Origin of the sequence: Kitasatospora sp. NPDC048298, from assembly GCF_043201465.1 — a bacterium.
Lineage (GTDB): Bacteria > Actinomycetota > Actinomycetes > Streptomycetales > Streptomycetaceae > Kitasatospora.
This window is the reverse complement of the sequence record NZ_JBICYZ010000010.1, coordinates 67,539-93,714: the sequence shown is the minus strand read 5'-3', so window position 1 is coordinate 93,714 and position 26,176 is coordinate 67,539. Positions and strand designations below refer to the sequence as shown.

Sequence of the window (26,176 nt, the reverse complement as noted above, 5' to 3'; positions counted from 1 at the left end):
GGCCGGTCGGCCCGCCTCCCCGGCACGCCGCTCAGTCCGCGCGGCGGACGTCCACCAGCACCTTGCCCACGGTCTCCCGCGCGGCCATCGCCCGGTGCGCCCCGGCCACCCCGGACAGCGGCACCGTCCGGTCGATCCGCGCCACCAGCCGTCCCTCGGCGGCGAGCCGGAACATGTGGTCGGCGACGCCCTCGAACAGCTTCCGGTCCGTCAGGACGTGCTTGAGCCAGAAGCCCTGCGCCCCCGCCGAGCGCTCGGTCAGCTCGCCCATCGTGAAGCTGTCCTCGACCCCCTCCCGCGCTCCGACCGACACCAGCCGCCCGAAGGGGGCCAGCGCGGCCAGCCCGGCGCGCAGCACCGGGCCGCCGACGGAGTCGAGGAACAGGTCCAACCCGCCCGACTCCGCGAGCCGTTCGGCCAGGTCGGGGTCCGCCGGGTCGAGCACGGTGTCGGCGCCCAGCGAGCGCACGAACTCCCGCTTCTGCGGGGTGGAGGCCAGCCCGACCACCCGGCCCGCGCCCAGTTCCCTGGCCAGCTGCACCGCCAAGTGGCCGACCCCGCCCGCGGCCGCGGTCACCGCGACGGCCTCGCCGGGCCGCAGCCGGCCCGCCAGGGTCAGCGCGCCGTAGGCCGTCGCCCCCTGCTCCAGCAGCCCGAGCGCCTGCTCGTCGTCCACGTCGTCCGGCACCTCCACGGTGTGCGCCGCCTCGGGGACGGCCACCTCGGCGTACCCGCCTCCGGTGCGCAGCAGCGCGACGACCCTCCGACCGTCCTCGCGGCGCCGCCCGACCACGTCGACGCCGAGCACCGCCGGCAGCGGGAAGCGGAGGTACTCGCCGGTGCGGCACTCCAGGTCGGCGTAGTTGAGGCCGGCCAGGGTGACGTCGACCAGCACCCGGCCGGGGCCGGCCTGCGGCTCCGGCACCGTCTCGACGCGGAGTTCCTCCGGCCCGCCGTAACGGTGGATCACCAGCGCGCGCATCCCGCTCCCGTCCACGGTCACCTCGTCCTTCTCGTCCGTCTCGTCCATCCCGTCGATCTCCTCCGTCGGGTCCGGGGTCCGTTCGGGCCTCATCCGGCGAACAGCGCGAGCAGCGCGGCCTCCAGGGCGCGGACGGCCTCCGGGGTCTCGGCGATCACGCCGTACATCAGCGAGCCGTCGGCGGGCCCGAAGTCGCTGCTGAACAGCACGCCGGTGCCGGTCTGCGGGTCGAAGGCCAGCCCGGCCGCGGCGGTGGCCGCCACGGCCTCGGCGAGGGACGGCGCCCGCAGGCCCCCGAGCTCCAGGATGTGGCGCGAGCCGCGGTGTTCCGCGCGCAGCAGGCGGCCGAAGAAGATGTCGAGCAGGTGGCTGGAGCCGGTGAGCCGGGCGTTGGTCTCGTGGAAGTAGATCTCGCCCTCCGGGGTCAGCACGGCGTCCGCGCTGACCGTGCCCCGGTAGCCGATCACCCGCAGCACCTCGCACAACCGGGCGCCTTGGTCCACGAGTTCGGCCAGCACCTCGGGGGCAGGCGTGACCGGCGGGGTGATCTCCCCGACCACCACCGGCCGCATCAGCATCTCGCCGCAGCCGGCGAGCGACACGGCCGCGTCGTCGATCAGGAACTGGGCGTACAGCGGCACGGAGTCGGCGAAGTACCGCTCCACCACGACCCGTTGGCCGCGCCCGCCGGTCAGCCAGGTCCACCGCTCGGCGACGTACCCGGCGACCGCCGCCCGGTCCGGCAGCGGCACCACCCGCTCGGCGCCGACCGCCTCCACCTTCTCGTCCCGGGCGAGGATCTCGTTGCCGAGGCCGCCGCCCTGGTACTCGACCTTCACCATCACGCTGTGCCCGCGCGCCAGCAGCCGCTCGATCGCGGCCTCCACCTCCGCCGGCGTGCCCGCCACCAGCCCCGGCGGGATCGGCACCCCGGCGCCGGCGGCCAGCGCCCGGAACCCCGCCTTGCTGTTGACCAGGGCGTTGCCGCCCTGCGCGGCGAAGGGCCGGCCGGGCATGGCGTGGGCCACGCCGAGCGCGTCCGCCAGCTCGGCGACCGCGCCGTTCGGCGAGATGGCCAGCACCTCGTCGACGGTGCGCCCGTCCAGGACGCGGCGCAGCTCGGCGCGGAAGCCCGGGTCGGCCAGGCGGTCGGTGGTGAGCACCTGGTCGCCCTGGGCCCCCGGCGGCGGCACCACGAAGGTCAGGGCGTCGGCCCGCACGCCGGTCAGCCCGGTGACGTACGCCAGGAACTCCGGGTCGGGGCCGCAGGGCAGCACCAGGACGTCGCCGTCCTCGGCCCACCAGAGCATCCGCTGTGCCGCGCACCCGGAGAAGAGCCGCTCCCGCGGCGTCATCCCGGTGAGGTCCCCGACCATCTCCTCGGTTCGGCTGTTCGCGATGCAGAGCGTCGTCATCTGGTGGACTCTCCCGGCGTTCGGCGCTGGTGCGGCTCAAGGTCCCGTGTCACCCACGGCACGGGTGTGACGTGCGCTACCGGTGTAGCGCACCGGGGTTGTTCTGGTTCGGCCCTCGGTCATTGAACAAAACGCCGAACAACCGCCGGGTCCGCGACCCGCGCGGCGGGACGGGCCCGCCCTGTTCGCCGCCGTCCTCGGCTACGGTGTCGCCGTACTCGCCGCGGCAGCCGTCGGACCGCCCGTACGGCAGCCGGCCCGACCGCCACGGCTCCATCCGCAGAGAGGGACGCACTCCCATGACCACCACCGTCGCCGCCTACGCCGTACCGGCCCCCAAGGCCCCGCTGGAGCGCACGACCATCGAGCGCCGCGCGGTCGGCGAGCACGACGTACTGATCGACATCGCCTTCGTCGGCATCTGCCACTCCGACATCCACCAGGCCCGCGAGGGCTGGGGCGAGGCGATCTTCCCCATGGTGCCCGGGCACGAGATCGCCGGTGTCGTCGCCGAGGTCGGCCCTGGCGTCACCCGGTACGCCGTCGGCGACCGGGTCGGCGTCGGCTGCATGGTCGACTCCTGCCGCGTCTGCGACAACTGCCGGGCCGGCCTGGAGCAGTACTGCGCCGACGGCCCGGTGTGGACGTACAACGCCGTCGGCAAGGACGGCCTGCCCACGTACGGCGGCTACGCGAAGAACGTGGTCGTCGACGAGAACTACGTCGTCCGCGTCCCCGACGCGCTGCCGCTGGACAGGGCCGCCCCGCTGATGTGCGCGGGCATCACCACCTACTCCCCGCTGCGGCACTGGAAGGCCGGCCCCGGCCGGAAGGTCGCCGTCGTCGGCCTCGGCGGGCTCGGCCACATGGGCGTGCAGATCGCCCACGCGCTCGGCGCCGAGGTCACCGTGCTCTCCCAGTCCCTGCGCAAGAAGGACGACGGCCTGCGGCTGGGCGCCGACCACTACCGCGCCACCGGCGACCCGGCGACCTTCCAGGAGCTGGCCGGCACCTTCGACCTCGTCCTCAACACCGTCTCCGCCCCGCTGGACGTCGCCGCCTACTTCTCGCTGCTGCGCACCGACGGCGCCATGGTCAACCTCGGTCTCCCGGAGGAGCCGCTGCAGGTCGACCTCCGGTCGGTGTACGGCAGCCGCCGCAGCATGAGCAGTTCGGGCATCGGCGGCATCGCCGAGACCCAGGAGATGCTGGACTTCTGCGCCGAGCACGGTGTGGCGGCCGAGATCGAACTGATCGGGGCCGAGCAGATCAACGACGCCTACGAGCGCGTCCGCGCCGGCGACGTCCGCTTCCGCTTCGTCATCGACACCGCCACCATCTGACCGACCCCGGAACCGACCGCCCCGGGCTCCGGGCCGGGCGCGGCTCCGGTCGGGGACCGGGGCCGCGCCGGGAACGGTGCACCGGGGCGCGGGGGTTCAGCGGGATCTCAGCAGTGTGCCACCGGGGCGTCAACGCCCCTGGAGGCGCTTGACGTTGTCGCCGAAGCTCCAGCCCTTCGAGCCGTCCCAGTTGATCGACCAGGTCATGAGCCCCTTCAGCGAGCCGCTGAAGGCGTTCCACGACTGGCCGACCAGGCCCGGGTCCATGTAGCCGCCGCCCGCGCCGGGCTGGGCCGGCAGGCCGGGCACCTGCTTGTCGTAGGGCACCTTGACGGTGGTGCCCTGGATGGTCAGGCCGTTGTTCAGGCAGGTGGTCTGCGCGGTGAAGCCCTGGACGGTGCCGGCCTGATAGGAGTCGCCGGAGCAGCCGTACATGCTGCCGTTGTAGTACTGCATGTTCAGCCACCACAGCCGGCCGTTGTCGGCGTACTTCTTGACGATCGGCAGGTAGGCGCCCCAGATCGAGCCGTAGTTGACGCTCCCGCCGGTGACGTACGCGGTCTCGGGGGCCATCGTCAGGCCGAAGCCGGCGGGCATCTGGGCCAGCACGCCGTCGATGATGCGGATCAGGTTGGCCTGGGAGGCGGACAGCGTGTTGATGTTGCCGCTGCCGGACAGGCCGGTCTCGATGTCGATGTCGATGCCGTCGAAGTTGTACTTCTTGAGGATCGGGACGACGGTCGCGACGAACTTGTCGGCGACGGTGCTGGAGCTCAGGTCGATTCCCGCGGCGGCGCCGCCGATCGACATCAGGATCGTCGCCCCGGCCGCCTTGGCCTGGCACATCTCGGCGGGGGTCGAGACCTTGACGTTGGCGTCCATGCCGTCCTGCCACAGCACGGTGCCGTCCGAGAGGATCACCGGGAAGGCGGCGTTGATGACGTTGTAGCCGTGCGCGGCCATCCGGCTGTCCGTGATGGGGACCCAGCCCATGCCGGGGTGGACGCCGTTGGAGGCGCCGTCCCAGTTCTCCCAGTATCCCTGGAGGACCTTGCCGGAGGGCTTGGGCTTCGTGGGGCAGGTGTCGCCCGGCGGGGTGGTGGTGGGCGGCGGCGTGGTCGGCGTGGTGCTGGTGGGAGACGGGGTGCTGGTGGGCGGCGGGGTCGTGGGGGTGGTGGCGGTCGGCGAGGGGCTGCTGCCGCCGGGGCCGGTGAGCGACACGTCGTCCGCGTAGAACGCGGGCTGCCCGTACCACCCGTGCAGGTAGACGGTCACCGAGGTGGTGTTCGCCCCGGTGGTGAAGCCCACGCTGAGCTGGCCGTACGAGGCGCTGCTCGCCGTCCAGGTGGACGGGTCGCTGCCGCCGCCGGTGCCGGTGGCGCCCAGGTAGACGTAGCTGCCCTGGACGTAGGCGCTCAGCGTGTACTGGGAGTTGGGCTGCACGCTGATGGTCTGGCTGCACTGGGCGGTGTCCTGGCCGGTCGGCGTGGCCTGGAGCGCGGCGGCCCCGGAGTGGACCGGGCTGCCGACGGTCGCGGCGGTACCGCCGGAGCAGGTCCAGCCGGAGAGTCCGTTCTCGAAGCCGGGGTTGGCCACCAGGTTGGGGGTGGCGGCCCCGGCCGTGACGGTGGTGCCGGCCACGGCGAGGCCGGCCCCGATGACGGCGGCGGCGCTCACCCCGGCGAGGGAGCGGTGCAGGACGGTCGACCCGGGCCGGGCGCGGCCGGTCCGGTCCACCCGCGTCGCGCGCTCCACGGCCGCCCGCCGCGGCCGGGGAGTTCCGAGCGGCTCGCTCCCGCCCGACGGGCGCGGCGTGCGTGACCTCCGACGAAACATGCTGTGCTCCCTTTCCGCCGAGCGTCATGGACATGACCGACGCGTGGGGGCGTGACGCCCGGCTCTGGGTGAAGTGGGGGGATGTGCGGAGCAGTGCCCGACCGGATCGTAGGAGGGGCGGCAAGGCACGTCAATAGGTCTGGACCATTTGAGGTCTGGACCAATTTCCCCGCATGCTTCCGACCGTCATGACAGGGCGCCCGCACCGATCCGGGTCGGTGCGGGCGCCCTGGAGGCCGATCCCGGGCCGCGGCTGCGGCTCCGGCGAGGGGGGCGTCAGACGGTCCGCGGGGCGGTCATCAGCGCCGTGATCTCCTCGGCGAGCTGCGGGCCGAGCTCACCCCAGCCGTCCTTGTAGCCGTAGACCCCGGCCAGGGTACGGGCCTCGTAGTCGCCGTTGAGGATCTCGACGTCGTCGGCGGTGATCAGCCCGGGGTGGGCGACGCCGACGGCCGACGAGACCTTCAGCAGCTCCTTGCGCAGGGTGCGCAGGTAGTTGGCGGTCCGGTCGGCCTTGGACGCCGGGTCGACGCCGCGGGCCAGCCACGGGTTCTGGGTGGCGATGCCGGTGGGGCACTTGTCGGTGTGGCACTTCTGCGCCTGGATGCAGCCGATCGACAGCATCGCCTCACGGGCCACGTTGATCATGTCGGCGCCGAGGGCGAAGGCCACCGCGGCGTTCTCGGGCAGCCCGAGCTTGCCCGAGCCGATGAAGGTCAGGTCGTCGGTCAGCCCCAGCTCGGCGAAGGTGCCGTAGACCCGGGAGAAGCCCATCCGGAACGGCAGCGACACCGAGTCGGCGAACATCCGCGGCGCCGCCCCGGTGCCGCCCTCGCCGCCGTCGATCGTCACGAAGTCGACCCCGCGGTCACCGCGCGCCATCAGGCTGGCCAGCTCCTGCCAGAAGCCCAGCTCTCCCACCGCGCTCTTCACCCCGACCGGCAGGCCGGTCTCGGCGGCGAGCAGCTCGACGAAGTCGAGCATCGAGTCGACGTCGCCGAACGCGGTGTGCCGCGACGGGGAGGCGCAGTCCTTGCCGACCGGGATGCCACGGATCCCGGCGATCTCCGGGGTCACCTTCGCGCCCGGGAGCATCCCGCCCAGCCCGGGCTTGGCGCCCTGGGAGAGCTTGATCTCTATCGCCTTGACCGGGGCGCCGGCGACCACCTCCTTCAGCTTGTCCAGGTTGAAGCTGCCGTCCTCGTCTCGGCAGCCGAAGTACGCGGTGCCGAGCTGGAGGACGAGGTCACCGCCGTTGCGGTGGTGCGGGGAGAGGCCGCCCTCGCCCGTGTTGTGCATCGTGCCCGCCAGCGCGGCCCCCTTGTTGAGCGCCGTGATGGCCGCGCCGGAGAGCGAGCCGAAGCTCATGGCCGAGATGTTCACCACGCTCGCCGGCCGGAACGCCTTGGCGCGCCCGCGCGGCCCGCCCAGCACCTTGGCCGAGGGCAGCGGGGCCTGCGGGTCGTGGGTGTCGGGCAGCGTGCCGGCGAAGGTGCGCTGCTTCAGGTAGGCGTGGCCCTGGACGTGCTCGACGTCGACCTCGGTCCCGAACCCGAAGTAGTTGTTCTCCTCCTTCGCCGACGCGTAGATCCAGGTGCGCTGGTCACGGCTGAAGGGGCGCTCCTCCTCGTTGGAGGTCACGATGTACTGCCGCAGCTCCGGCCCGATCCGCTCCAGCAGGTACCGGGCGTGCCCGACCACCGGGAAGTTCCGGAGCAGCGCGTGCCTCTTCTGGACGAGGTCGCGGGCAGCCAGGATCGCCACCGCTGACGCGGCGACCGCGCCGATCTTCCGGGCTTGCATGGACGTTCCTCCTCGGTGTCGGACGGCGGGCACGCGGGCTCGCGGGCATCGGCGTCCGTCGAACAGTGCCAAATACAGTGCCAAATGATGTTAAGAGGCCCGGTCGACGGGTCGGCGGTCAGGGGCCGCACCGGGCGGCCCGGACACGCGGACGCTCCCGCCGTCGGGTGCGTGACGGCGGGAGCGGATCCCCGGGAGTGCTCGCCGGGTCAGTGGAAGCCGAGCGCGGAGGGGGTGACGGTCGGACCGTCGGCCCGCCGCGGATTCGCCGGCGCCGCGAGGGTCAGCGCCGCGAGCTCCGCCCCGGCCCGTTCGATCCGCCGCGGCAGGGTGTCGGTGCGGCTGTCGCCCGTACCGCCCCAGTCCTCGGAGGCCGCGAAGACGGCGGTCGGAGCGACGAGCGCGCGCTGGTAGGCGAAGAGCGGACGCAGCGCGTGCTCCAGGGCCAGCGAGTGGCGCGCGGTGCCGCCGGTCGCGCCGATCAGCACCGGCTTGCCCTCCAGGGCGCCGGGGTCGAGCAGGTCGAAGAACGACTTGAACAGTCCGCTGTAGGAGGCGGAGAAGATCGGGGACACGGCGATCAGCGCGTCGGCCGTGCTCACCTGCTCCAGCGCGTCGCCCAGGGACGGCGAGGGGAAGCCGGACAGCAGGTGGTGCGAGATGGGGGTGGCCAGCGGGCGCAACTCGTGCACCAGCACCCGGACTTCACGGCCCGATCGGGCCAGCTCGGCGGAGGCGGCCTCGGTGAGGCGGTCCGCCAGCAGGCGGGTGGAGGAGGGCAGGCTGAGGCCGCCCGAGACCACGGCCAGGGTGATCGGCGAGGTCGGTTCCATGGGGAAGAACTCCGTCCTGGTCAGGAGGTGGCGGGGGCGTCGTCCCCGGGCGTGGCGGGGGCGTCGTCCCGGAGCGTGGCGTGGGTGGGGGCGTCGGGAACGGTCGCGGGCCGGCCCTTGGCGAACTCCTCGCGCAGCACCGGCACGACCTCCTCGCCGAGGATGTCGAGCTGCTCCAGCACGGTCTTCAGCGGCAGGCCGGCGTGGTCCATCAGGAACAGCTGGCGCTGGTAGTCGCCGACGGCCTCGCGGAAGCCGAGGGTGCGCTCGATGACCTCCTGCGGGCTGCCCACGGTCAGCGGGGTCTGCTCGGTGAACTCCTCCAGCGAGGGCCCGTGGCCGTACACCGGCGCGTTGTCGAAGTACGGACGGAACTCGCGCACCGCGTCCTGGGAGTTCTTCCGCATGAACACCTGCCCGCCGAGGCCGACGATCGCCTGCTCCGGCGTGCCGTGGCCGTGGTGGGCGAAGCGCTCGCGGTAGAGCTCGACCATCTTCCGGGTGTGCTCCTGCGGCCAGAAGATGTTGTTGTGGAAGAAGCCGTCGCCGTAGTAGGCGGCCTGCTCGGCGATCTCGGGGCTGCGGATCGAGCCGTGCCAGACGAACGGCGGCACGCCGTCCAGCGGGCGCGGGGTGGCGGTGAAGCCCTGCAGCGGGCTGCGGAAGCGGCCCTCCCAGTCGACCACGTCCTCGCGCCACAGCCGGCGCAGCAGCGCGTAGTTCTCCACCGCGAGCGGGATGCCCTGGCGGATGTCCTGGCCGAACCACGGGTAGACCGGGCCGGTGTTCCCGCGCCCGAGCATCAGGTCGACGCGGCCGTCGGCGACGTGCTGCAGCATCGCGTAGTCCTCGGCGATCTTCACCGGGTCGTTGGTGGTGATCAGGGTGGTCGCGGTGGAGAGCACGATCCGCTCGGTCCTCGCGGCGATCCACCCGAGCATGGTCGTCGGCGAGGACGGGACGAACGGCGGGTTGTGGTGCTCGCCCATGGCGAAGACGTCCAGGCCCACCTCCTCGGCCTTGAGCGCGATGGCCAGGATCGCCTTGATGCGCTCGCGCTCGCTCGGTTCCCGGCCCGTGGTCGGGTCGACCGTCACGTCACCGACGCTGAATATCCCGAACTGCATGGGGTTTCGCCTATCCCTCGGCTGGTCGCGGCCCGGTCGGGCCGCCCAGCGAAACCTAGGCAACCGACGACGGGCGGACGGACTTCGCAACGCATCGCCAGTTGCCCGGCAGCGCACTGCCGTCGGCGGCGGGCCGGGGTGGCCGTGCTCGTGCGTTGTCGGAACAGTCCCGGGCGCGGAGCGAGCAGAACCTCCCGCCGACCGCGGGCTAGCGTCCTCGGCGTGACGCCCCGCCGATCCGGCCGGAGCCGTGGACACGGGCCCACTCCTGCCGCGCCGGGCGGGCGACGCCGGACGGGCTCGGGCCCTGGGTGGGGAACCACCCGGAGCCCGAGCCCGTCGGCATGCGTCAGAACGGCGGCATAACGGCGGCAGTTCGCTGCCGGCACGCCGGCAGCGAACCGTCCGAACGCCTCAGAGGCCGAAGCGCGCCCGGTGCGAGGCCGGGACGAGGTCGGCGTACTCGGGGTGCCTGATGATCCAGCCCCGGACGAAGGGGCAGTAGGGCAGGACGGCGAGCCCCTGCTCGCGCGCCTCGTCCAGCGCCGCGCGCACCAGCACGCCGCCCAGGCCGCGTCCTTCGAACCGGGGGTCGATCTCGGTGTGGATGAAGGCGATCTCGCCGCCGGACCGGTGGTACTCGGCGAAACCGGCGAGCTCCCCGCCGTCACGGATCTCGAAGCGCGACTTCTCCGCGTCGTCGCTGACGGTCTGTCCCATGGTCTTCCTCCTGCTGGTCGCGGCACTGGCCGCCACTGGAACGCGCGGCACCGGAGCAGACCTCCGGAGCCCCTCGGTGTCGGTCCTCAGGCTAGGAACGTGCCTGGCCGGGGCCTGTTCCGACGGTGCACCGGCTGCGGTCGGTCCGCGCACCGAACGGAAGCCGAACCTCCGCCGAGGGCGCTCGACGCCCTCGGCGGCGTCCCGTCCCGGCGACCGGTCAACCGCGCCCGCCGCCCTGTTCGTAGAGCGCCACCAGCACGCCGTGCACCGGCTCTCCCGGCGGGGCCTCGGTGGCCTCGTCCACCAGGGCCTGGAGGGCGGCGCCGAGGCGCGCGGCCTGGTCGGCGGTCAGCCGCAGGTGCCGCAGCACCAGCAGCGGTTCCTGCGGGGCCTTGGCGCACTCCTCGGCCACCGCCCCGAGCAGCGCGGTGGTCGGCCCGGCGTCCGCTCCGGCCACGGTGATCCGCCGGGCGGTTCGCTGGTAGAGGTGCTCGCTGCCGCCGCGCACCTTCCTGGTCTCCACGATGCGGACGACGCCGGCGTCCTGGAGCACCTTGAGGTGGTGCGCCACCGTGCCCTTGCGGCTGTCCAGCAGCGCCGCCAGCCGGCCGACGGTGACGGGTTCCCCGCCGAGTGCCAGCAGCAGCCGCTGGCGCAGCGGGTGGGAGAGCGCCTTGTACTGCCGCGGGCTCTCGATGGTGAGTTCCTGGTCCTGGGTCTGATCCTCCACCCGTAAAGCGTCCAATTTTCTTGACGCTTTCGCAAGCCGCGTGCTCTACTCGTGCCGACCTGATCGATCATCACCAGCGGGGGGCAACAGATGGCGGGGCTTCAGTCGGCCGAGATCACCGGGATCGTCACCGAGGTGCGCCGGCTCACCACCGAGCTCTACGTCTTCCCCGAGGTCGGCGAGCGGATCGCCGGGCGCCTCGCCGAGGCGCTGTCCCAGGGCCGCTACCACCGGGCCGAGGATCCCGAGACGCTCGGCCGGCTGGTCACCGAGGACCTCCGGTCGGTCAACGCCGACGGCCACCTGCGGCTGAAGTTCCACCCCCACCCGATCCCCGCGGACAAGGAGGACGGCGCCGTCCTCGCCGAACTGACCAGGGCCGCCGACCTCTCACTCGGCGGCGTGCCCCGGATCGAGCGCCTGGAGGGCGGGGTCGCCCTGCTGAAGCTCGCGCCGATCCTCTTCCCGCTCGACATGACCGGCGGATCGCTGGACGCCGCGCTCGCCCTGGTCGCGCGGGCCGAGGCCCTGATCCTGGACCTGCGCGAGTGCGTCGGCGGCCACCCGTACACGACCGCCCACATCTGCGGCCACCTCTTCGACGAGCCGACGCACCTCAACACCCTCTACGACCGCGAGGAGGACGCCGAGCAGCAGTTCTGGAGCCCCGCCCAGGTCCCCGGCCCGCGGTTCGGCGGCAGCAAGCCGCTCTACGTGCTGATCAGCGCGGCCACCTTCTCGGGCGGCGAGGAACTCGCGTACGACCTCCAGCAGCGCGGCCGCGCCGTGGTGGTCGGCGAGGTGTCCGGCGGCGGCGCCAACCCCCGCCGGGGCTTCACCCTCCACCCCCACCTGGAGGCCACCATCCCGACCGCCCGCTCGATCAACCCGGTCTCGGGCGGCAACTGGGAGGGCACCGGCGTGATCCCGGACACCGCGACGGACCCGGCCCTGGCCCACGAGGTGGCCCACCGCGCGGCGCTGGCCGAGGTGGCCCGGCTCGGCGGTGACACCCCGTCCGCCGAGGAGGCCCGGCGGGCGCTGGGCGGCCGGGCCGAGGACCGCCCCGCGCCGTCGGACGACCGGCTCTGACGCCCGGCGCCGCCGGCCCTCACCTCACCAGGGCCGGCGGTGCAGCGCCATGTGCACGGTGTCCACGACCTGGATCAGCGCGGCCCGGGTGGTGCCCGTGGGATGGATCCCGCCGACGAGCAGGAAGCCGTGCATCACCCCCTGGTAGCGCGTGGCCACCACCGGCACCCCGGCAGCGCGGAGCCTGGCCGCATAGGCCTCGCCCTCGTCCCGCAGCACGTCGGCCTCCGCGGTGACCACCAGGGCCGGCGGCAGCCCGGCGAGTTGCTCCAGCGACGCCCGCAGCGGCGCGGCCGTCGCCTCCGAGCGCCGGTCCCGCTCGGGCAGGTAGTCGTCCCAGAACCGGCGCATGTGCTCACGGTGCAGGAAGTAGCCGGTGGCGAACCGGCGGTAGGACGGGGTGTCGAAGTCGGCGTCGGTCACCGGGTACAGCAACACCTGCTGGACCAGCGGAAGTTCACCGCGCTCCCGGGCCAGCAGCGTCAGCGCCGCCGCCAGATTGGCCCCCGCCGAGTCCCCGACGACGGCGATCCGCTCCCCCGCCAGCCCGATCTCATGACCGTGCTGGTGGATCCACCGGGCCACCGCGTAACACTGCTCGACGGCCACCGGGTAGCGCGCCTCCGGGGCCCGGGCGTAGTCCACGTACACGACGGCCGCGTCCGCACCCAGCGCGAACTCCCGCACCAGCCGGGCGTAGCAGTCGGCGTCACCGAGCGACCAGCCCAGGCCGGGCAGGAACAGCACCACCGGACTGGGCCGGGCGGCGCCGACGGGTCTGGTCACCTGGACGTGCACCCGCCCCGCGGACTCACAGGGCAGGGCGAGCCACTCCGACTCGATGCCCCACGGGTCGTCCTCGAACTCGTCCTCGTCCTCGAACTCGCCGTCGGCCGGCCACTCGTCCGACCAAGCGCTCGGCCAGCCATCCGGCCAACCGCCCGACCCGGCACCCGGCGCGAGGTCACAGGCGAGGAAGGAGAGGTCCGGCAGCTCCGTGGCGGACCGGCCGGCCCCGGCGTCCAGGAACTCCTGGAGCGCCCGGTCGAGCACCGGGCGCCGCTCAGGCTGCGGGGTGGGCTCGGACAACTCGTCGCTCCTGACCTGATCGAAGGGACGCGGCAAGGCGTTGCGCGCCCCGGCGTGGACTCGGTCCGAGCCGAGCGGAACGCCGGTCCGCCCGAGCCGGTGACACGCCACCGACCGTACTGCCGGGGCGCCGGCGCCGCTGGTCTGATCGTGCACGGATTCCGGCCGGGGCGAGCGGCGCGTCGACCGCCCCCACGACGAGCGCCTCAATGTCCATCGGGTGCGGTTTCCTCGATCGGGAGATCCGCCGACTGTACACGATCGGCTTTGCCGGCATCGTGGATGAGTTCCGCGACCGCGGTGGGCCGGGAGACGGCCACGCTGTGGGAGGCGTCGCGCAGTTCGAGGACGGTGGCACCGGCGCGCTCGGCCGTGAAGCGCTGGACGGCCGGCGGCAGCGCCCGGTCGGCACCCGTCACCAGGGCCCACGAGGGCTTCGCGCGCCAGGCCGCCACCGTCGGCGCGTCGATCAACACCCGGTCGGCTACGGGGCGTTGGATCGCGGCCAGCACCTGCGCCAGCTCCGCGTCGAGGTCGGCGGCGACCAGCGGCCGGAAGCAGTCCGCGGGTACCGAGAGCTCCGTCGCCCGCTCGGTGCCGCCGGCGGTGAACTCCGTGTGCCGCAGCCGGGAGATCAGCGGCGAGGGGGCGAAACGGCGCGCGAGCGCGCAGTAGTTCTCCCCCACGTCGGGCAGGTAGGCGGCCACGTAGACCAGCGCGAGGACGTTGGGGGCGGCCCCGGCCTCGGTGATCACGGCGCCTCCGTAGGAGTGGCCGACCAGGACGACGGGGCCGTCGATGCCCGCGACGACGTCGGCCAGGTAGGCGGCGTCATGGGCGAGGCCCCGCAACGGGTTCGCGACGGCGAGGACCGTCAGTCCGCGGCGGTGGAGCTCGGCGACGACGCCGAACCAGGTACTGGCGTCGGAGCAACCGCCGTGGACGAGCACGACGGTGGGCCGGGTGGAGGGCATGGCGACCTTTCGACTGGCGCCGGACGGCCGGACGCGACAGGGCTGCGGGGGCGGGTTCAGGCCGGGTTTCGCCGGTCGGCGTGGGCGGCATGGGCCTGCCCCGCCGAGGAGATGGGCGGCGGCTCGTCGTGACGATTCTCGCCGCGCACCGGACCGGGTGACCACCGACCGACGTAGGGATTGCCCGACGAAGCTTCATCGCTCTGTAGCAAGGCCACCGGGACGGGTGCCCACGAAGCACGTTCCCGCTGCTCCGGGGGCCGTGCGTCCGCAGGCGTGCAGGATCCGCACAGCGGTGGGCGCTGACGGGCAAGTCCGTCGGCGCCGGGCCGCCTAGCGTTCCCGGGACAGGGAGCGAGGGGCTCTCCTGGGGCCGCCCGACGACGTCGACTCCCCCGTACCGTCGCGTCGTCGGGCGTCCGGTGGGCAGTGTGAGAGAGGACGAGCGAGTGGTGCGTCGATGACCGGGACCGACGGCGGACAACACGGCACCGCGAGCGGTTCGGCCTGGTCGCCGTTGCGCCGACGGGTCTTCCGTGACCTCTGGCTGGCCCAGTTCACCTCGAACGTGGGCAGCTGGATGCAGACCGTCGGGGCGCAGTGGCTGCTGGTCGGCCACGGCGCGGGCCAGGTCTCCCTGGTCCAGCTCGCCGCGGGCCTGCCGGTGCTCTTCCTCGCCCTGCCGGCCGGGGTCCTCGCGGATCTCGTGAACCGGCGCCGCCTGCTGCTGGCGATGCAGGCCGCCATGGCGCTGGTGGCCGCGGTGCTGACCGCGCTGGCCTTCGCGGGAGTGCTCGGGCCCTGGACGCTGCTGGCCCTCACCTTCCTCCTGGGCTGCGGGAACGCGCTCAACGGCCCGGCCTGGCAGGCGGTGCAGCCCTCGCTCGTCCCCCGGGAGGAGTTGCGCCAGGCCGCGGCCCTGGGGGCGGTGAACATGAACCTGGCGCGCGCCGTCGGCCCGGCCCTCGGCGGGATCCTCGTCGCCGCCCTCGGGGTCGGCTGGACCTTCGCCGTCAACGCCGCCTCCTTCCTCGCGATCCTGGTGGTGCTGGCCGGTTGGCGGCCCGGGGACCAGGAGCGGTCGCCGCGGCCGGGGCAGGAGCGCGAGCACCTGCTGGCGGCCATGCGCGCCGGCGGCCGGTACGTGCGCAGCGCACCGCGGATCCGCCGGATCCTGCTGCGCAGCGCCCTGTTCGTGCCCGGCGCCTCCGCCCTGTGGGCGCTGCTGCCGGTGTCCGCGCACGAGTCCCTCGGGCTCGGTGCGGCCGGGTACGGCGTGCTGCTGGGCGCCGTCGGGCTGGGAGCGGTCGCGGGAGCGGCGGTGCTGCCGGCGGTGTCCCGACGGATCGGCGGCAACGGCTCGCTGGCGCTCGCCGGGGCCGTCTTCGCGGGCGCGCTGGTGGCCCTGGCCGTCGGCGGCAGCGTGCCGGTGGCCTTCCTGGCCCTGGTCCTGGCCGGAGCGGCGTGGATCACCGCGCTGTCCACCCTGAACGCGAGCCTCCAGGTCGCCCTGCCGGCCTGGGTGCGGGCCCGCGCCTCCGCCTTCTACCTGCTCGTCTTCCAGGGCGGCAGTGCCCTCGGCTCGCTGGTCTGGGGGCAGGTGGCGCAGCACGCCGGCGTGTCGGTGGCGATGCTCCTGGCGGCGGTGACCCTCCTCGGCGGGGTGCTGACGCTGCGGCTGCTGCCGCTGCTCGGCGGCCAGAACGACCCGACGCTCTCGGAGGCCTGGCCCGAACCCCGGCTGGCCGTCGAGCCGGCGCCGCAGGACGGGCCGGTGCTGGTGACCGTGACGTACGAGGTGCGGGCGGAGCGGCGTCCGGCCTTCGCCGCGGCGATGCGGAAGGTGGAGGCCTCCCGGCGCCGGACCGGAGCGGTCACCTGGGGCCTGTACCGGGACGCCGCCCGGCCGGAGCGGTTCGTCGAGACGTTCACCGTGACGTCGTGGTCGGAGCACTGCGCCCAGCACCACGGGCGCTACACCGGCACCGACCGCGCCTTCGAGGCCGAAGCCCGCACGCTGCTCACCCGGGAGCCGACCGTCACCCACGCCACCATGGCGCGCTGACGGGCCTTCGCGGACGGCGGTGCCCCGGGCCCGCGAAGCGGCGGCCACGAACGGCGTACCCTCGGGAAGCTGCGAACGGCAGCAGGACGGGTGCGACGGGAGAGGGCGGACATGGCAGGGTCGGGCGGTCCGCTGTCCCGCAGTGGACTGCGCGGCCGGGAGGCCGAGCTCGAGGAGCTCCAGGCACTGATCACCTCGGTGGCCCGCACCGGGGGCGGAGGGCTGGCCCTGATCCAGGGGGAACCCGGCATCGGCAAGACCACGCTGCTCGCCGAGGCCGTCTCCCGGGCCGGGGCCGCGGGTTTCGCGGTCGGCCTGGGCAAGGCCGAGGAACTGCACCACGTCGTGCCGCTCTCGTCCCTGGCGGCCAGTCTCCTGCACGGCGACCGGCCGCTGTTGTCCGACGGCGCCTTCGTCGATCTGGCCCGCCGTCACGACCAGCGGATCTGGCTGGTGGAGCGCCTGGCGGAGGCCGTCGAGGCCCTGGCGGGCAGCGGGCCGGTGCTGATCGGCCTGGACGACGTGCAGTGGGCCGACGCGCTGAGCCGGTTCGCCCTGCAGCAGCTCCCGACCCGGCTGCGGACCTCACCGGTGCTGTGGCTGCTGACCGCGCGACAGGAGCCCGCCGGCCCGGCGGAGGAGGTCGTCGCGGCGGCGACCGGCAACCTTCCGACGGTCACGGTGGCCCTGGGCCCGCTGTCCGGCGCGGCCATCGGCCAGCTGGCCGACGACGCCCTCGGAACGGCGGCCGACACCTTTGTACGGGACCTGCTCGGCAGCGCCGGCGGGAACCCGTTCCTGGCGGTCGAGCTGCTGGCGGGGCTGCGGACCGCCGACGCCGCGGAGCAGGCCGTGCCCTCCGGACTCGTGGCGGGCGTGCGCGGCAGGCTCGGTTCCCTGCGGCCCGACACGCTGCACTTCCTCCGGATGGGGGCGGTGCTGGGCCGCAGGTTCGGCTTCCAGGACGCCGCCGCGCTCTGCGGCCAGTCGGCCGCCGCACTGGTCCCGGCACTGGAGGAGGCCGTACGGGCCGGGCTCCTGGACGACGACGGCGACCACCTGGTGTTCCGGCACGACCTGCTGCGCCAGGCGGTCTACGCCGACGTCCCGCCGTCGGCCCGCAAGGCCCTGCACCGCGAGGCCGCGCGCCACCTGGTTGCCGCCGGCGGGCGGCCGGTCGACGCGGTGCCGCACATCCTCCGGGGAGCCGTACCCGGGGACGAGGAGGCCGTGGCGCTGCTGCGGCGGGCGGCCGAGGACGTGCTGCCGGTCACGCCGGGCCTCGCGGCCGACCTGATGACGCGTGCCCTCGAACTGGTGCCGTCGCCGGGGCCGCTGAAGTTCGCCGTGGGCGAGCAGGCGATCCTCACCCTGACCCGGGCCGGCCGGAACCGGGAGGCGCTGTCGGCGGGCGACCGGCTGCTGGCCGAGCGGCCGCCGCTGGCGACCTTCGGCCGGCTCCAGGCCGCCCTCGGCGGGACGCTGTGGTCCCTGGACCTCGCCGAGGAGTTGCGCCGCCGGGCCGAGGCCGCGCTCACCACCGGCGGCTCCGCCCCGGAGATCTGTGCCCGGCTGGCCGCCCTGCGCGCGCTGGCCCTGTCCCGGGGCCGCGACCTCGTCGCGGCGCGGGAGGCCGGCGAGGCCGCACTGCGCGCCGCCACCGCCGCCGGTGACCGGGAGGCCCACGTCCTGGCCCTGTCCGGGCTCGGCGAGATCGCGCTGAACGCCGGTGAGACGGCGCTCGGGCTGGAGCGCTTCGCCGCGCTGAGCGCCATCGACTCCGGCTTCCTCCCCGAGGAGATCGTCGCGCACCTGCACGCGGACGACTTCGCGGCGGCCGAACGCCTGCTCCTGGGGCCGGCGGGCGAGGCCGTGGCGACGCGTCAGGCCATGCTGCTGTGGGCCCGCGGCCAGCACGACCTGGGGCTCGGCCGACTCGACGACGCCGAGGCGGGCTTCGAGACCATGGAGCGCCTGGAGGACGAACTGCGGGTGCCCGTCCAGCAGGTGAACGGCCGGGTCATCCGCTCCCGGCTCGCCCTGCTGCGCGGCGACCGGGAGGCGGCGCGGGAGCACCTGGCCGCCGCGCGGGAACGCCTGGCGGTCAAGCCGAACCCGGGAAACACGGCCGCGGTGCGCTTCCTGGAGGCGGTGCACGCCGAGGCCGACGGGGACCTCGGGCTCGCCGTCGACCGGATCCGCCAGATCCAGCGGGAGGGGTTCTTCATGCGCTGGCGGCTGCTGCGGGACTGGGTCGACGCCGCGGTCCGGATGGCCCTGCGCGGCGGGGCGCCCGAACTCGCCGAGGACCTGGCCGCGCAGGCCGAGGCCCACGCCGGGCGCAACCCGTCGGTGCCGACCGCCACCGGCCTCGCGGCCCAGGCCCGCGGGCTGGTGGCGAACGACCCCGCCGTACTCGAACACGCCGTGGAGCTGCTCGCGGAGAGCCCCCGCCGGCTGGTCCGGGCCGCCGCGTACGCCGATCTCGGCCGGGCGCTCCTGGCAGCGGGGCGGAAGGACCGCGCCACGGCGGCGCTGGCCCACGCCCGGGGCGCCTTCGCCGAGTCGGGCGCCCACGCCGCGGCCGAGGAGGTGCGACGCGCGCTGGAGGGACCGGAGGCCGGCCTGCGGAAGGCGGCCGCCGCGCCGCGCCCCGTCCAGGGGTGGGGGGCTCTGACGGCCTCGGAGCGGAAGGTCGCGCACCTCATCGCCCAGGGCCACACCAACCGGTCGGCCGCCGAGGCGCTCGTCGTCTCCCCGCACACGGTCAACACCCACCTGACCGCCGTCTTCCGGAAACTGTCGATCAGCTCCCGGGTCCAGCTCGCCAACCTGGTCGCGTCGCTGCCCGAGGGCTGAGCTGGAGGGCCGTCGAGGAGGGTGGCGATCATGCCGCCGACGGCGACCTGTTTAATGGGCGTTCGAACGGAAGGGGCCGGCTGGACCGCTTTTGACGGCACTCCTGCAGTCCGGTCCCTCCCGGCGACCGACCAGGTCACCCCGTCACTCGACAAAGGCACCAGCATGTTCTCACCGGCCAGCCCGCCGGCGCGGCGTACCGCCGCCCTCCTGACCGGAACCCTCCTCCTGGCGCTCGCCGCCACCGGGTGCGGCAGCGGCTCCGGCTCCGGCAACGGTTCCGGCCCCGGTTCGGCCGGGGGTGAGGTCACCTCCATCACCGCGCTCGACTACTACACCGACGAGTCCGAGCACGCCCAGTGGGGCGAGATGCTCGACGCGTGCGGCCGGAGCGCCGGTGTGAAGGTCGAGCAGACCAGCGTCCCCGGGGCGTCCCTCATCCCGAAGGTCCTCCAGCAGGCGTCGTCGCGGACCCTTCCCGACCTGCTGATGCTGGACAACCCCGATCTGCAGCAGATCGCCAGGACCGGAGCGCTGACCCCGCTGGACGCGTACGGCATCGACGCCGACGGCTTCGCCGAGGGCATCCGGTCCGCGGGCACCTACGAGGGCACGGTGTACGGGCTGGCCCCCAACGTCAGCACGGTCGCGCTGGTCTACAACAAGGACATGCTCGCCGAGGCCGGTGTCGCCGTCCCGAGGACCTGGGACGAGCTGAAGGCGGCGGCCGCCGCGCTGACCCGCCCCGGGCGCTACGGCATGGCGGTCGACGCGAACCCGACCTTCGAGGGCACCTGGCAGTTCCTGCCCTTCCTGTGGTCCAACGGCGGCGACGAGAAGCAGCTGGACACCCCCCAGGCCGCGCAGGCGCTCCGGCTGTGGGTGGATCTGGTGAACAGCGGGTCGATGTCGAAGTCCGTGCTGAACTGGACGCAGGCCGACGTCCACGACCAGTTCGTCGCCGGGAGGACCGCCATGATGATCAACGGCCCGTGGCGAATCCCGGCCCTGAACCAGGACGCGAACCTGCACTGGGGAGTGGCCCCGGTGCCCGTGCCCCAGCTGGGGCAGACCCCGGTCACCCCGCTCGGCGGCGAGGTGTGGACGGTCCCGAAGGGCCCCTCCAAGGCCCGGCAGGAGAAGGCCGCCCAGGTCCTCGCCTGTCTGAACAGCCCGGCGAACATGCTCACCGCGGCCCGGCAGCACTTCACCGTGCCCTCCCGCACCGCGGTGGCCGCCCAGTACGCCGAGCAGACCCCGTCGATGGCCGCCTTCGTCGGGAGCGTGGAGGCGGCGCGGGCCCGTACCGGCGAACTCGGCGTCAGGTGGCCCCAGGCGGCGACCGGGATCCACACCGCGATCCAGTCCGCGCTGACGGGCGAGCAGACCCCGGAGGAAGCCCTCAGGCATGCGCAGCGGCTCGCGACCGAGAACTGACCCGGTCCCACCGCGGCGCCGGAAGCGGTCGGCGCGGTGGATGTTCCTCGCGCCGGCCGCGGCGTACCTGCTGCTGTTCTTCGGCTACCCGCTCGCCGAGAACGTCGTGACGAGCTTCCGGCACCACACCGTCACGACGTTCTACACGGGTGAGGCGCCGTTCGTGGGGCTGCGGAACTACGCGGCGGTCCTCTCCTCGGAGCGGTTCCCCACGACCCTCCTGACCACGGTCCTGTTCACCGCCGGCTCGGTCCTGGGGCAGTTCGCCGTCGGTCTGGCCCTCGCCCTGTTCTTCCGGCGGCGCTTCCCGCTGGGCGGCCTGCTGCGCTCGCTCCTGCTGCTGCCGTGGCTGCTGCCGCTGGTCGTCTCCGGGACGACGTGGCGGTGGATGCTCGACCCCGACAGCGGGGTGATCAACGCGGTACTGCGCGGCCTCCACCTCTCGTCCTCCGGCGTCCCCTGGCTCACCGGCACCTCGCAGGCGCTGCTGGCGGTGGTCCTCGTCAACATCTGGGTCGGAATCCCCTTCAACACCGCGATCCTGTACGGCGGTCTGCAGGACATCCCCACGCAGGTGTACGAGGCGGCGGCGCTGGACGGCGCCGGCCGCCTGGCGACGTTCCGCCACATCACCTGGCCGCTGCTGCGGCCCGTGGTCAGCGTGGTGCTGGTGCTGGGCGTGGTCTACACGCTCAAGGTGCTGGACATCATCCTCGTGGTGACGGGCGGTGGGCCGGCCGAGGCCACGGAGACCCTCGCCACCCAGTCCTACGAACTGTCCTTCCGGCAGTACGACTTCGGGCGCGGTGCCGCGATGGGCAATCTGCTCGTCGTCCTGTCGCTGGTGTCCGCCCTCGCCTACCTGCGCGCCGACCGGCGTGCCCGCGCCGCCTGGGAGGCGAGCCCGTGAAACGCGCGTCCGGCCGCCGCCGCGGCCCGCTCTCCACCGTCGTCGGGATCGCCCTGCTCGCGCTGATGCTGTTCCCCGTCTACTGGATGGTCAACGCCTCCCTCCAGCCCGCGGGCAACACCCTGCGGGGAGGGTGGTTCCCGCTCCACCCGGACCTCGGCGGCTACGCCACCGCGCTGCGCGACCAGGGGCGCAACCTCGTCACCAGCCTGGTCGTGGCCCTCGGCAGCGCGGCGTTCAGCCTCACCCTCGCCGCCCCGGCGGCGTACGCGCTGACGCGGCTGCGGCCACGCGGGACCGACCTCGTGCTGCTGGGTGTCCTGGTCACCCAGATGGTGCCGGGCATCGTCGTGGCCGACGCGCTCTACGGCGCGTACAGCGACCTGGGGCTCCTGAACTCCCACCTCGGGCTGGTCCTCGCCGACTCCACCGCGGGAGTCCCGTTCGCGATCGTCATCCTGCGGGCGTCCATGCGGACCATCCCCCGGGAGATCGTCGACGCCGCGCGCGTGGACGGCGCCGGCAGCCTGCGGATCCTCCGCTCCGTGGTGCTCCCGCTGAGCACCAACGCGTTGGTCACGGCCGCGGTGTTCACCTTCCTCTTCGCCTGGAGCGACTTCCTCTTCGCCCTCACCCTGACCACCACGGAGACGGTCCGGCCGATCACGCTGGGCGTGTACCAGTACATCGGCGCCCACACCACCCAGTGGAACGCCGTCATGGCCACCGCCGTCCTGGCGTCCGTGCCCGCCGCCGTCCTGCTGGTCGTCGCCCAGCGCCACGTCACCACCGCCGCGACCGACGGAGCCCTCAAGTGAGGCACGTGAGGACGGCTCCTCCCTGATCTCACGTGTTCACGCGATGCCCCGCCGCGGGCCGACCGGCAGGCTGTCCCGGAATCCCCGAACCGGGGCGACCGAGCTGAGAGGAACCCGGTGCCCGCGTCTCTCTCCACCGCACCGCTCTCCGCCTCCGACCGGGCGGAGGCGTGGCACGACGCGATGTGCCACACCTTCGTGCCGCTGGAGGTGGACCTCCTGGAGGAGGTGCCGTCGCCCGGGGAGATCGCCGGCCGCCCGCTCGGCCCGATGCGGATCTCGAGGGTCCAGGCGGGGCCCCAGACCTTGACCCGCAACCGGCGCCTGCTCACCGACGACGACTCGCCGACGCTCATCCTCAGCGTTCAGGAGCGGGGCACCTCGCTCAAGGAGCAGGACGGCAGGGAGACGTTCATCCGGCCCGGCGAGTTCTCCTTCACCGACACCTCCCGGGTGTTCCGCAAGAGGATCGACGAGGACTTCACCTTCACCTCCTTCCACTTCCCCCGCGCGGAACTCCACGTGCGGGAGGAGGACCTGCGGGCGCTCACCGCGACGGCGTTCAGCGGCACCGAGGGCAGCGCCGCGCTGCTGGCGACCTACCTCCGGCAGATGGCGCGCCAGGCGGCCGGGCTGGACGAGGCCCTCGGGCGCCGCGCCGCCGCCACGGCGCTCGACCTGCTGGCCCTGCTCGTCGACGACCGGGCCGGGCGCACCCGGCCACAGGACTCGCAGAGCGCGGCCTCGCTGGAGCGGGTCAAGGACCACATCCTGCGCAACCTGCGCGACCCGGACCTCTCGCCGTCCACCATCGCGGAGGCGAACTTCATGTCGGTGCGCTTCCTCCACAAGCTGTTCCAGCAGGACGGCCTCACGGTCGGCGGGTGGATCAGGACCCAGCGGCTGAAGCGCTGCAGCCGGGACCTGCTGCGCCCGATGGCCGCGGAGCTCGGCGTGGCGGGCATCGCCCGGCGCTGGGGCTTCGCCAACTCCAGCCACTTCAGCCGCGCCTTCCGCACGGCCTACGGCATGTCACCGAGGGACTGGCAGACGGACGGCAAGCCGACGGGCTGACGCCCCCGCGGTCACCGAACACACGTCCGAGGAATTGCCGGACCGGACCGTTCCCATTCGAACCACATTTCCGCGACGGACCGCCACCAGCGGAAAGTTCGTATGTGAAACGTGATAAAAGCAGCGGGATCCAGCACGGTCACGCGCATGATCGCGCCGTTTTCCACGCGATGAGCGGACGCGCCCCGTACCCGGGTGAAGATCGACCCAGAACGAGATCGTCACGGTGTTCCCGCGGAAATCCGGCGCCGGTGCCACGGAGGCCGAATCCCGGCGGGTGGCGCGAGCCCCGACCGGCACCGCGGGACGAACAGCCGAAGGGGTTGGTCGACACATGCTCTTGGAGCGCGACGAGGTGCTTGACATGGCCGCGGCAGCCGCGGCATCGGCCCGAGCGGGCGGCGGCCGTTGGGTCCTGCTCTCGGCGCCGGTGGCCGGCAGAGGGCGGAGCACCGCGTTGGAGGCGATCGTCCGGCAGCAGGCCGACGGCGACGCCATGCACATCGGACGCGCGCGCGGCGTACCGGAGGAGACGGCGTTCCCGTTCGGGCTCGTCCGGCAGCTGTTCCCGGACGACGAGGCCGTTCCCTTCTCCGCCCTGGCCGGACCGGACGAACAGCGGCTGTTCCACGGGCTGGTGACGCGACTGGCCCGGTCCGCCGCCGAACGGCCCGCCCTGCTCGCGGTGGACGACCTCCACCTCGCCGACGAGCCGTCCCGGCGCTGGATCGGCTACCTCGCCCGGCGCCTCGCCGACGTCCCCGTCCTGCTGGTGCTCACCGAGTGCGCCGACCCGTCGGGCCCGGCGCCCTTCCCGCCCGCCACGGGCGTCTCCGTCGCCCTCCCCGCCCTCAGCGTGTCCGCCGTCGTCCGCCTCGCCCGGGCCGCCGGACTGGACCAGCAGTCCACCGTGACCTGCGTCGAGGCCGGCGCCGGCAACCCGACCCTGGTACGGGCGCTCGTCGCCGACCTCGCCGACGGGCCGCTCCCCCTCCTGCCGTCCGCCCGCCCGCGCGGTCGCTACCGCGACGCGATCGCCGACTGGCTGCGGCGGGAAGCCGATCCGTGCCTGCGCCACACCTGCCTCGCCGTCGCCGTCGCGGCCGAGGGCGGGACGCCCGCCGACCCCGCCCTGCTCCACCGGCTCGCCGGCCTCTGCCCGTCCGGGCGGCCCCCGGGCGAGCGGTCGGTGCGCCGGCTGAGCCGGCTGCTGAGCCATCCCTTCGCCCGGGAGGCCGTACTGGCCGCCGCCGAGCCGCAGGAGGTCGGCGCGCTGCACACCCGGATCGCGGAACTGCTCGACGAGAGCGGCGCGCCCGCGACCGCCGTGGCCTCCCGGCTCCTGCACCTGGACCGGCCCGGCGAGGCGTGGATGGCCCGCGCCCTGGCCGAGGCCGCTGAGGAGGCGCTGCGCGCCGGCCGGCCCGCGGAGTCCGCCGGGTACCTGCGCCACGCCCTGAGCGGCCCGCTCGACCCGCAACGGCGCGCCGCCCTCGCCCTGCGCCTCGGCGCCCTGGAGCTGCCGAACAACGCGACCGCGGCCATCCGCCGGCTCCACACCGGCCTGGACCTGCACACCTGCCACCGGGAACGGGCGACCGCGGCGACCGCGCTCAGCGCGGCCCTGGTCGCGGGCCGGGATCCCGACACCGCGTTGCGGGTCCTGCGCCAGGCCAGTGTCGTCGCCGACGACGACGAGCTCGTCCAGGTGCTGCAGACCCTCGGCGCGCTCGTCTCCTCGCACGACAACGACGCCTGGCGGGGCGCCGTCGCCGGTCTGCGCGCGCTCGCCCCGACGGCACCGCCCGCCATCGAGCCGCTGGTGTGCGGGCTGATCACCGAGTACGAGGCCGGGGCCGGCCTCTGCTCGGCGGCCGAGGCGCTCGCCCGGGTCCGGCCGCGCCTGGCGGCCCCGGTGGACCCGCGGCTGCGGACCGCCTGGCTCGGCAGCGCCGCCACCCTGCTGCAGTGGGCGGACTGCCTGGAGGAGGCCCGCGAGCTGGCCGCCCTGTGCCTGCCCGTCCGGCCCGTCCCCCCGGACCTGACGGACGTGGGAGTGCAGTGCCTGCTCAGCGTCCGGGCCGAGGCGGCGCTCTGGGCGGGCGAGTTCGACCGCGTCATCGCCGAGAACGCCCCGCTGGTGGAGGCGACCGCCGGACAGGGCGTCCGGCTGCCGCACCTGGCGGCCATGGTGGCGACCGCCCGGCGCGAGACCGGTCGGCGCGCCGAGGCGTGGGAGGCGGTGGCCCTGGTCGGCCCGTCCGGCAGCGACAGCTCCTGGGAGTGGAACGAACTCGGCTACGCCCGGGCCCTGTTGCACGCGGCGGACGGCGACTGGCAGGCGGCCCTCGACGACTACCTGGCCTGCGGAGCCGGCCAGAGCGCCCACGACTTCGTCAGCCCGGTCGCCACGCCGTGGCGCTCCGGGGCGGCACTGGCCCTGGTCCGGCTCGGCCGGCGGGAGGAGGCCCGCGAACTCGCCGAGGAGGAACTGCGCCACGCCCGCACCTGGGGCACGCCCCGCACCGTCGGCCGGGCGCTGCGGGCGTACGCCGCGGCCGTGGGCGGCAAGCTGGCCCTGGGCTCGCTGACCGAGGGCGCCGACCTGCTCCGGACGAGTCCCGCCCCCGTGGAACTCGCGGAGACCCTGGTCGACCTCGGCCGGGCCCACCTGGAGGCGGGCAACGGCCGCAAGGGCCGCGACACCCTGCGCGAGGCGCACGCCGTGGCCCGGCGGCTGGCCGAGCCCGTACGCGGGCCCGGCGGCCAGGCCGGCGGACCGGACGCCGCCGGCCGTCTCCTCGACCTGACGGAGCAGGCACTGCGCGGCGGCGGGGTGCGGAACCGGAACGGCGGGCACGCGCTGACCGCCGCCGAACGGCGGGTGGCCGAACTGGCGGCGGCGGGGCACACCAACGCCCAGATCTCCTCCGCGCTGTGCCTCACCCACCGCACCGTGGAGACCCACCTCACCAACGCCTACCGGAAGCTGCGGATCGCCCGGCGCACCCAACTCGTGGCGGTGCTCTGAAGCCGGTGCCGCCCTCGCCCGGGTGCGGAGCACCC

General features: G+C 74.1%; 18 protein-coding genes and 2 pseudogenes. 9 read left to right on the top strand and 11 right to left on the bottom strand.

Annotated elements, in window-relative coordinates:
- Positions 1-31: 31 nt before the first annotated feature.
- Positions 32-1,030: a zinc-binding alcohol dehydrogenase family protein gene (locus ACGF0D_RS11310; protein WP_392914889.1), complete on the bottom strand. Its 999-nt coding sequence runs from the start codon at positions 1,028-1,030 to the stop codon at positions 32-34.
- 41 nt (positions 1,031-1,071) lie between these two features.
- Positions 1,072-2,397, bottom strand: coding sequence for a peptide ligase PGM1-related protein (locus ACGF0D_RS11305; protein ID WP_392914886.1), 1,326 nt, complete (start codon positions 2,395-2,397; stop codon positions 1,072-1,074).
- Between the two features lie 299 nt (positions 2,398-2,696).
- Here ACGF0D_RS11305 and ACGF0D_RS11300 point away from each other — a divergent pair, with 299 nt between their 5' ends.
- Positions 2,697-3,740, top strand: coding sequence for an NAD(P)-dependent alcohol dehydrogenase (locus tag ACGF0D_RS11300; protein ID WP_392914884.1), 1,044 nt, complete (start codon positions 2,697-2,699; stop codon positions 3,738-3,740).
- 129 nt (positions 3,741-3,869) lie between these two features.
- Here the strand turns inward: ACGF0D_RS11300 and ACGF0D_RS11295 are convergent.
- From ACGF0D_RS11295 to ACGF0D_RS11265, 7 genes and pseudogenes are all read right to left on the bottom strand, one after another.
- Positions 3,870-4,829 (bottom strand): annotated as a pseudogene (locus ACGF0D_RS11295) (chitinase); the annotation flags it as partial.
- Positions 4,830-5,003: 174 nt separating this feature from the next.
- Positions 5,004-5,576 (bottom strand): annotated as a pseudogene (locus ACGF0D_RS11290) (carbohydrate binding domain-containing protein); the annotation flags it as partial.
- A 276-nt stretch (positions 5,577-5,852) separates the two neighbouring features.
- Positions 5,853-7,379, bottom strand: coding sequence for an FMN-binding glutamate synthase family protein (locus tag ACGF0D_RS11285; RefSeq protein ID WP_392914882.1), 1,527 nt, complete (start codon positions 7,377-7,379; stop codon positions 5,853-5,855).
- 209 nt (positions 7,380-7,588) lie between these two features.
- Positions 7,589-8,212 (bottom strand): CE1759 family FMN reductase, encoded by a 624-nt coding sequence (locus ACGF0D_RS11280; RefSeq protein ID WP_392914879.1) that lies wholly within the window; start codon positions 8,210-8,212, stop codon positions 7,589-7,591.
- A gap of 20 nt (positions 8,213-8,232) precedes the next feature.
- The gene (locus tag ACGF0D_RS11275; RefSeq protein WP_392882073.1) at positions 8,233-9,339 is read right to left on the bottom strand and encodes an LLM class flavin-dependent oxidoreductase; all 1,107 of its coding nucleotides are present in this window, start codon (positions 9,337-9,339) and stop codon (positions 8,233-8,235) included.
- 414 nt (positions 9,340-9,753) lie between these two features.
- A complete protein-coding gene (locus ACGF0D_RS11270) occupies positions 9,754-10,059 on the bottom strand; it encodes a GNAT family N-acetyltransferase (RefSeq protein ID WP_392914877.1) in 306 nt (101 codons plus the stop codon).
- A gap of 220 nt (positions 10,060-10,279) precedes the next feature.
- Complete coding sequence (locus ACGF0D_RS11265; RefSeq protein ID WP_392914875.1) at positions 10,280-10,792, bottom strand: ArsR/SmtB family transcription factor; 513 nt, start codon at positions 10,790-10,792, stop codon at positions 10,280-10,282.
- 90 nt (positions 10,793-10,882) lie between these two features.
- Here ACGF0D_RS11265 and ACGF0D_RS11260 point away from each other — a divergent pair, with 90 nt between their 5' ends.
- Positions 10,883-11,884, top strand: coding sequence for a S41 family peptidase (locus ACGF0D_RS11260; protein ID WP_392914873.1), 1,002 nt, complete (start codon positions 10,883-10,885; stop codon positions 11,882-11,884).
- Between the two features lie 24 nt (positions 11,885-11,908).
- Here the strand turns inward: ACGF0D_RS11260 and ACGF0D_RS11255 are convergent, their stop codons facing one another.
- Together ACGF0D_RS11255 and ACGF0D_RS11250 are read right to left on the bottom strand one after the other, a co-directional pair.
- On the bottom strand, positions 11,909-12,973 hold the full coding sequence (locus tag ACGF0D_RS11255) for an alpha/beta hydrolase (protein ID WP_392914871.1): 1,065 nt from the start codon (positions 12,971-12,973) through the stop codon (positions 11,909-11,911).
- 206 nt (positions 12,974-13,179) lie between these two features.
- Complete coding sequence (locus tag ACGF0D_RS11250; RefSeq protein WP_392914868.1) at positions 13,180-13,947, bottom strand: alpha/beta fold hydrolase; 768 nt, start codon at positions 13,945-13,947, stop codon at positions 13,180-13,182.
- Positions 13,948-14,407: 460 nt separating this feature from the next.
- On the opposite strand from ACGF0D_RS11250, the gene ACGF0D_RS11245 reads away from it, so the two are divergent.
- From ACGF0D_RS11245 to ACGF0D_RS11215, 7 genes are all read left to right on the top strand, one after another.
- Positions 14,408-16,012, top strand: a complete 1,605-nt coding sequence (locus ACGF0D_RS11245) for an MFS transporter (protein WP_392882086.1) — start codon at positions 14,408-14,410, stop codon at positions 16,010-16,012.
- A 111-nt stretch (positions 16,013-16,123) separates the two neighbouring features.
- Positions 16,124-18,871: an AAA family ATPase gene (locus ACGF0D_RS11240; protein WP_392914865.1), complete on the top strand. Its 2,748-nt coding sequence runs from the start codon at positions 16,124-16,126 to the stop codon at positions 18,869-18,871.
- A 165-nt stretch (positions 18,872-19,036) separates the two neighbouring features.
- On the top strand, positions 19,037-20,308 hold the full coding sequence (locus ACGF0D_RS11235) for an ABC transporter substrate-binding protein (RefSeq protein WP_392914863.1): 1,272 nt from the start codon (positions 19,037-19,039) through the stop codon (positions 20,306-20,308).
- The gene (locus ACGF0D_RS11230; protein WP_392914860.1) at positions 20,280-21,218 is read left to right on the top strand and encodes a carbohydrate ABC transporter permease; all 939 of its coding nucleotides are present in this window, start codon (positions 20,280-20,282) and stop codon (positions 21,216-21,218) included. Before ACGF0D_RS11235 ends, ACGF0D_RS11230 begins: the two co-directional genes overlap by 29 nt.
- 65 nt (positions 21,219-21,283) lie before the next feature.
- Positions 21,284-22,036: a carbohydrate ABC transporter permease gene (locus ACGF0D_RS11225; RefSeq protein WP_392914996.1), complete on the top strand. Its 753-nt coding sequence runs from the start codon at positions 21,284-21,286 to the stop codon at positions 22,034-22,036.
- Positions 22,037-22,153: 117 nt separating this feature from the next.
- A complete protein-coding gene (locus tag ACGF0D_RS11220; protein WP_392914858.1) occupies positions 22,154-23,110 on the top strand; it encodes a helix-turn-helix domain-containing protein in 957 nt (318 codons plus the stop codon).
- A gap of 334 nt (positions 23,111-23,444) precedes the next feature.
- A complete protein-coding gene (locus ACGF0D_RS11215) occupies positions 23,445-26,141 on the top strand; it encodes a LuxR C-terminal-related transcriptional regulator (RefSeq protein ID WP_392914856.1) in 2,697 nt (898 codons plus the stop codon).
- Positions 26,142-26,176 lie beyond the last annotated feature (35 nt).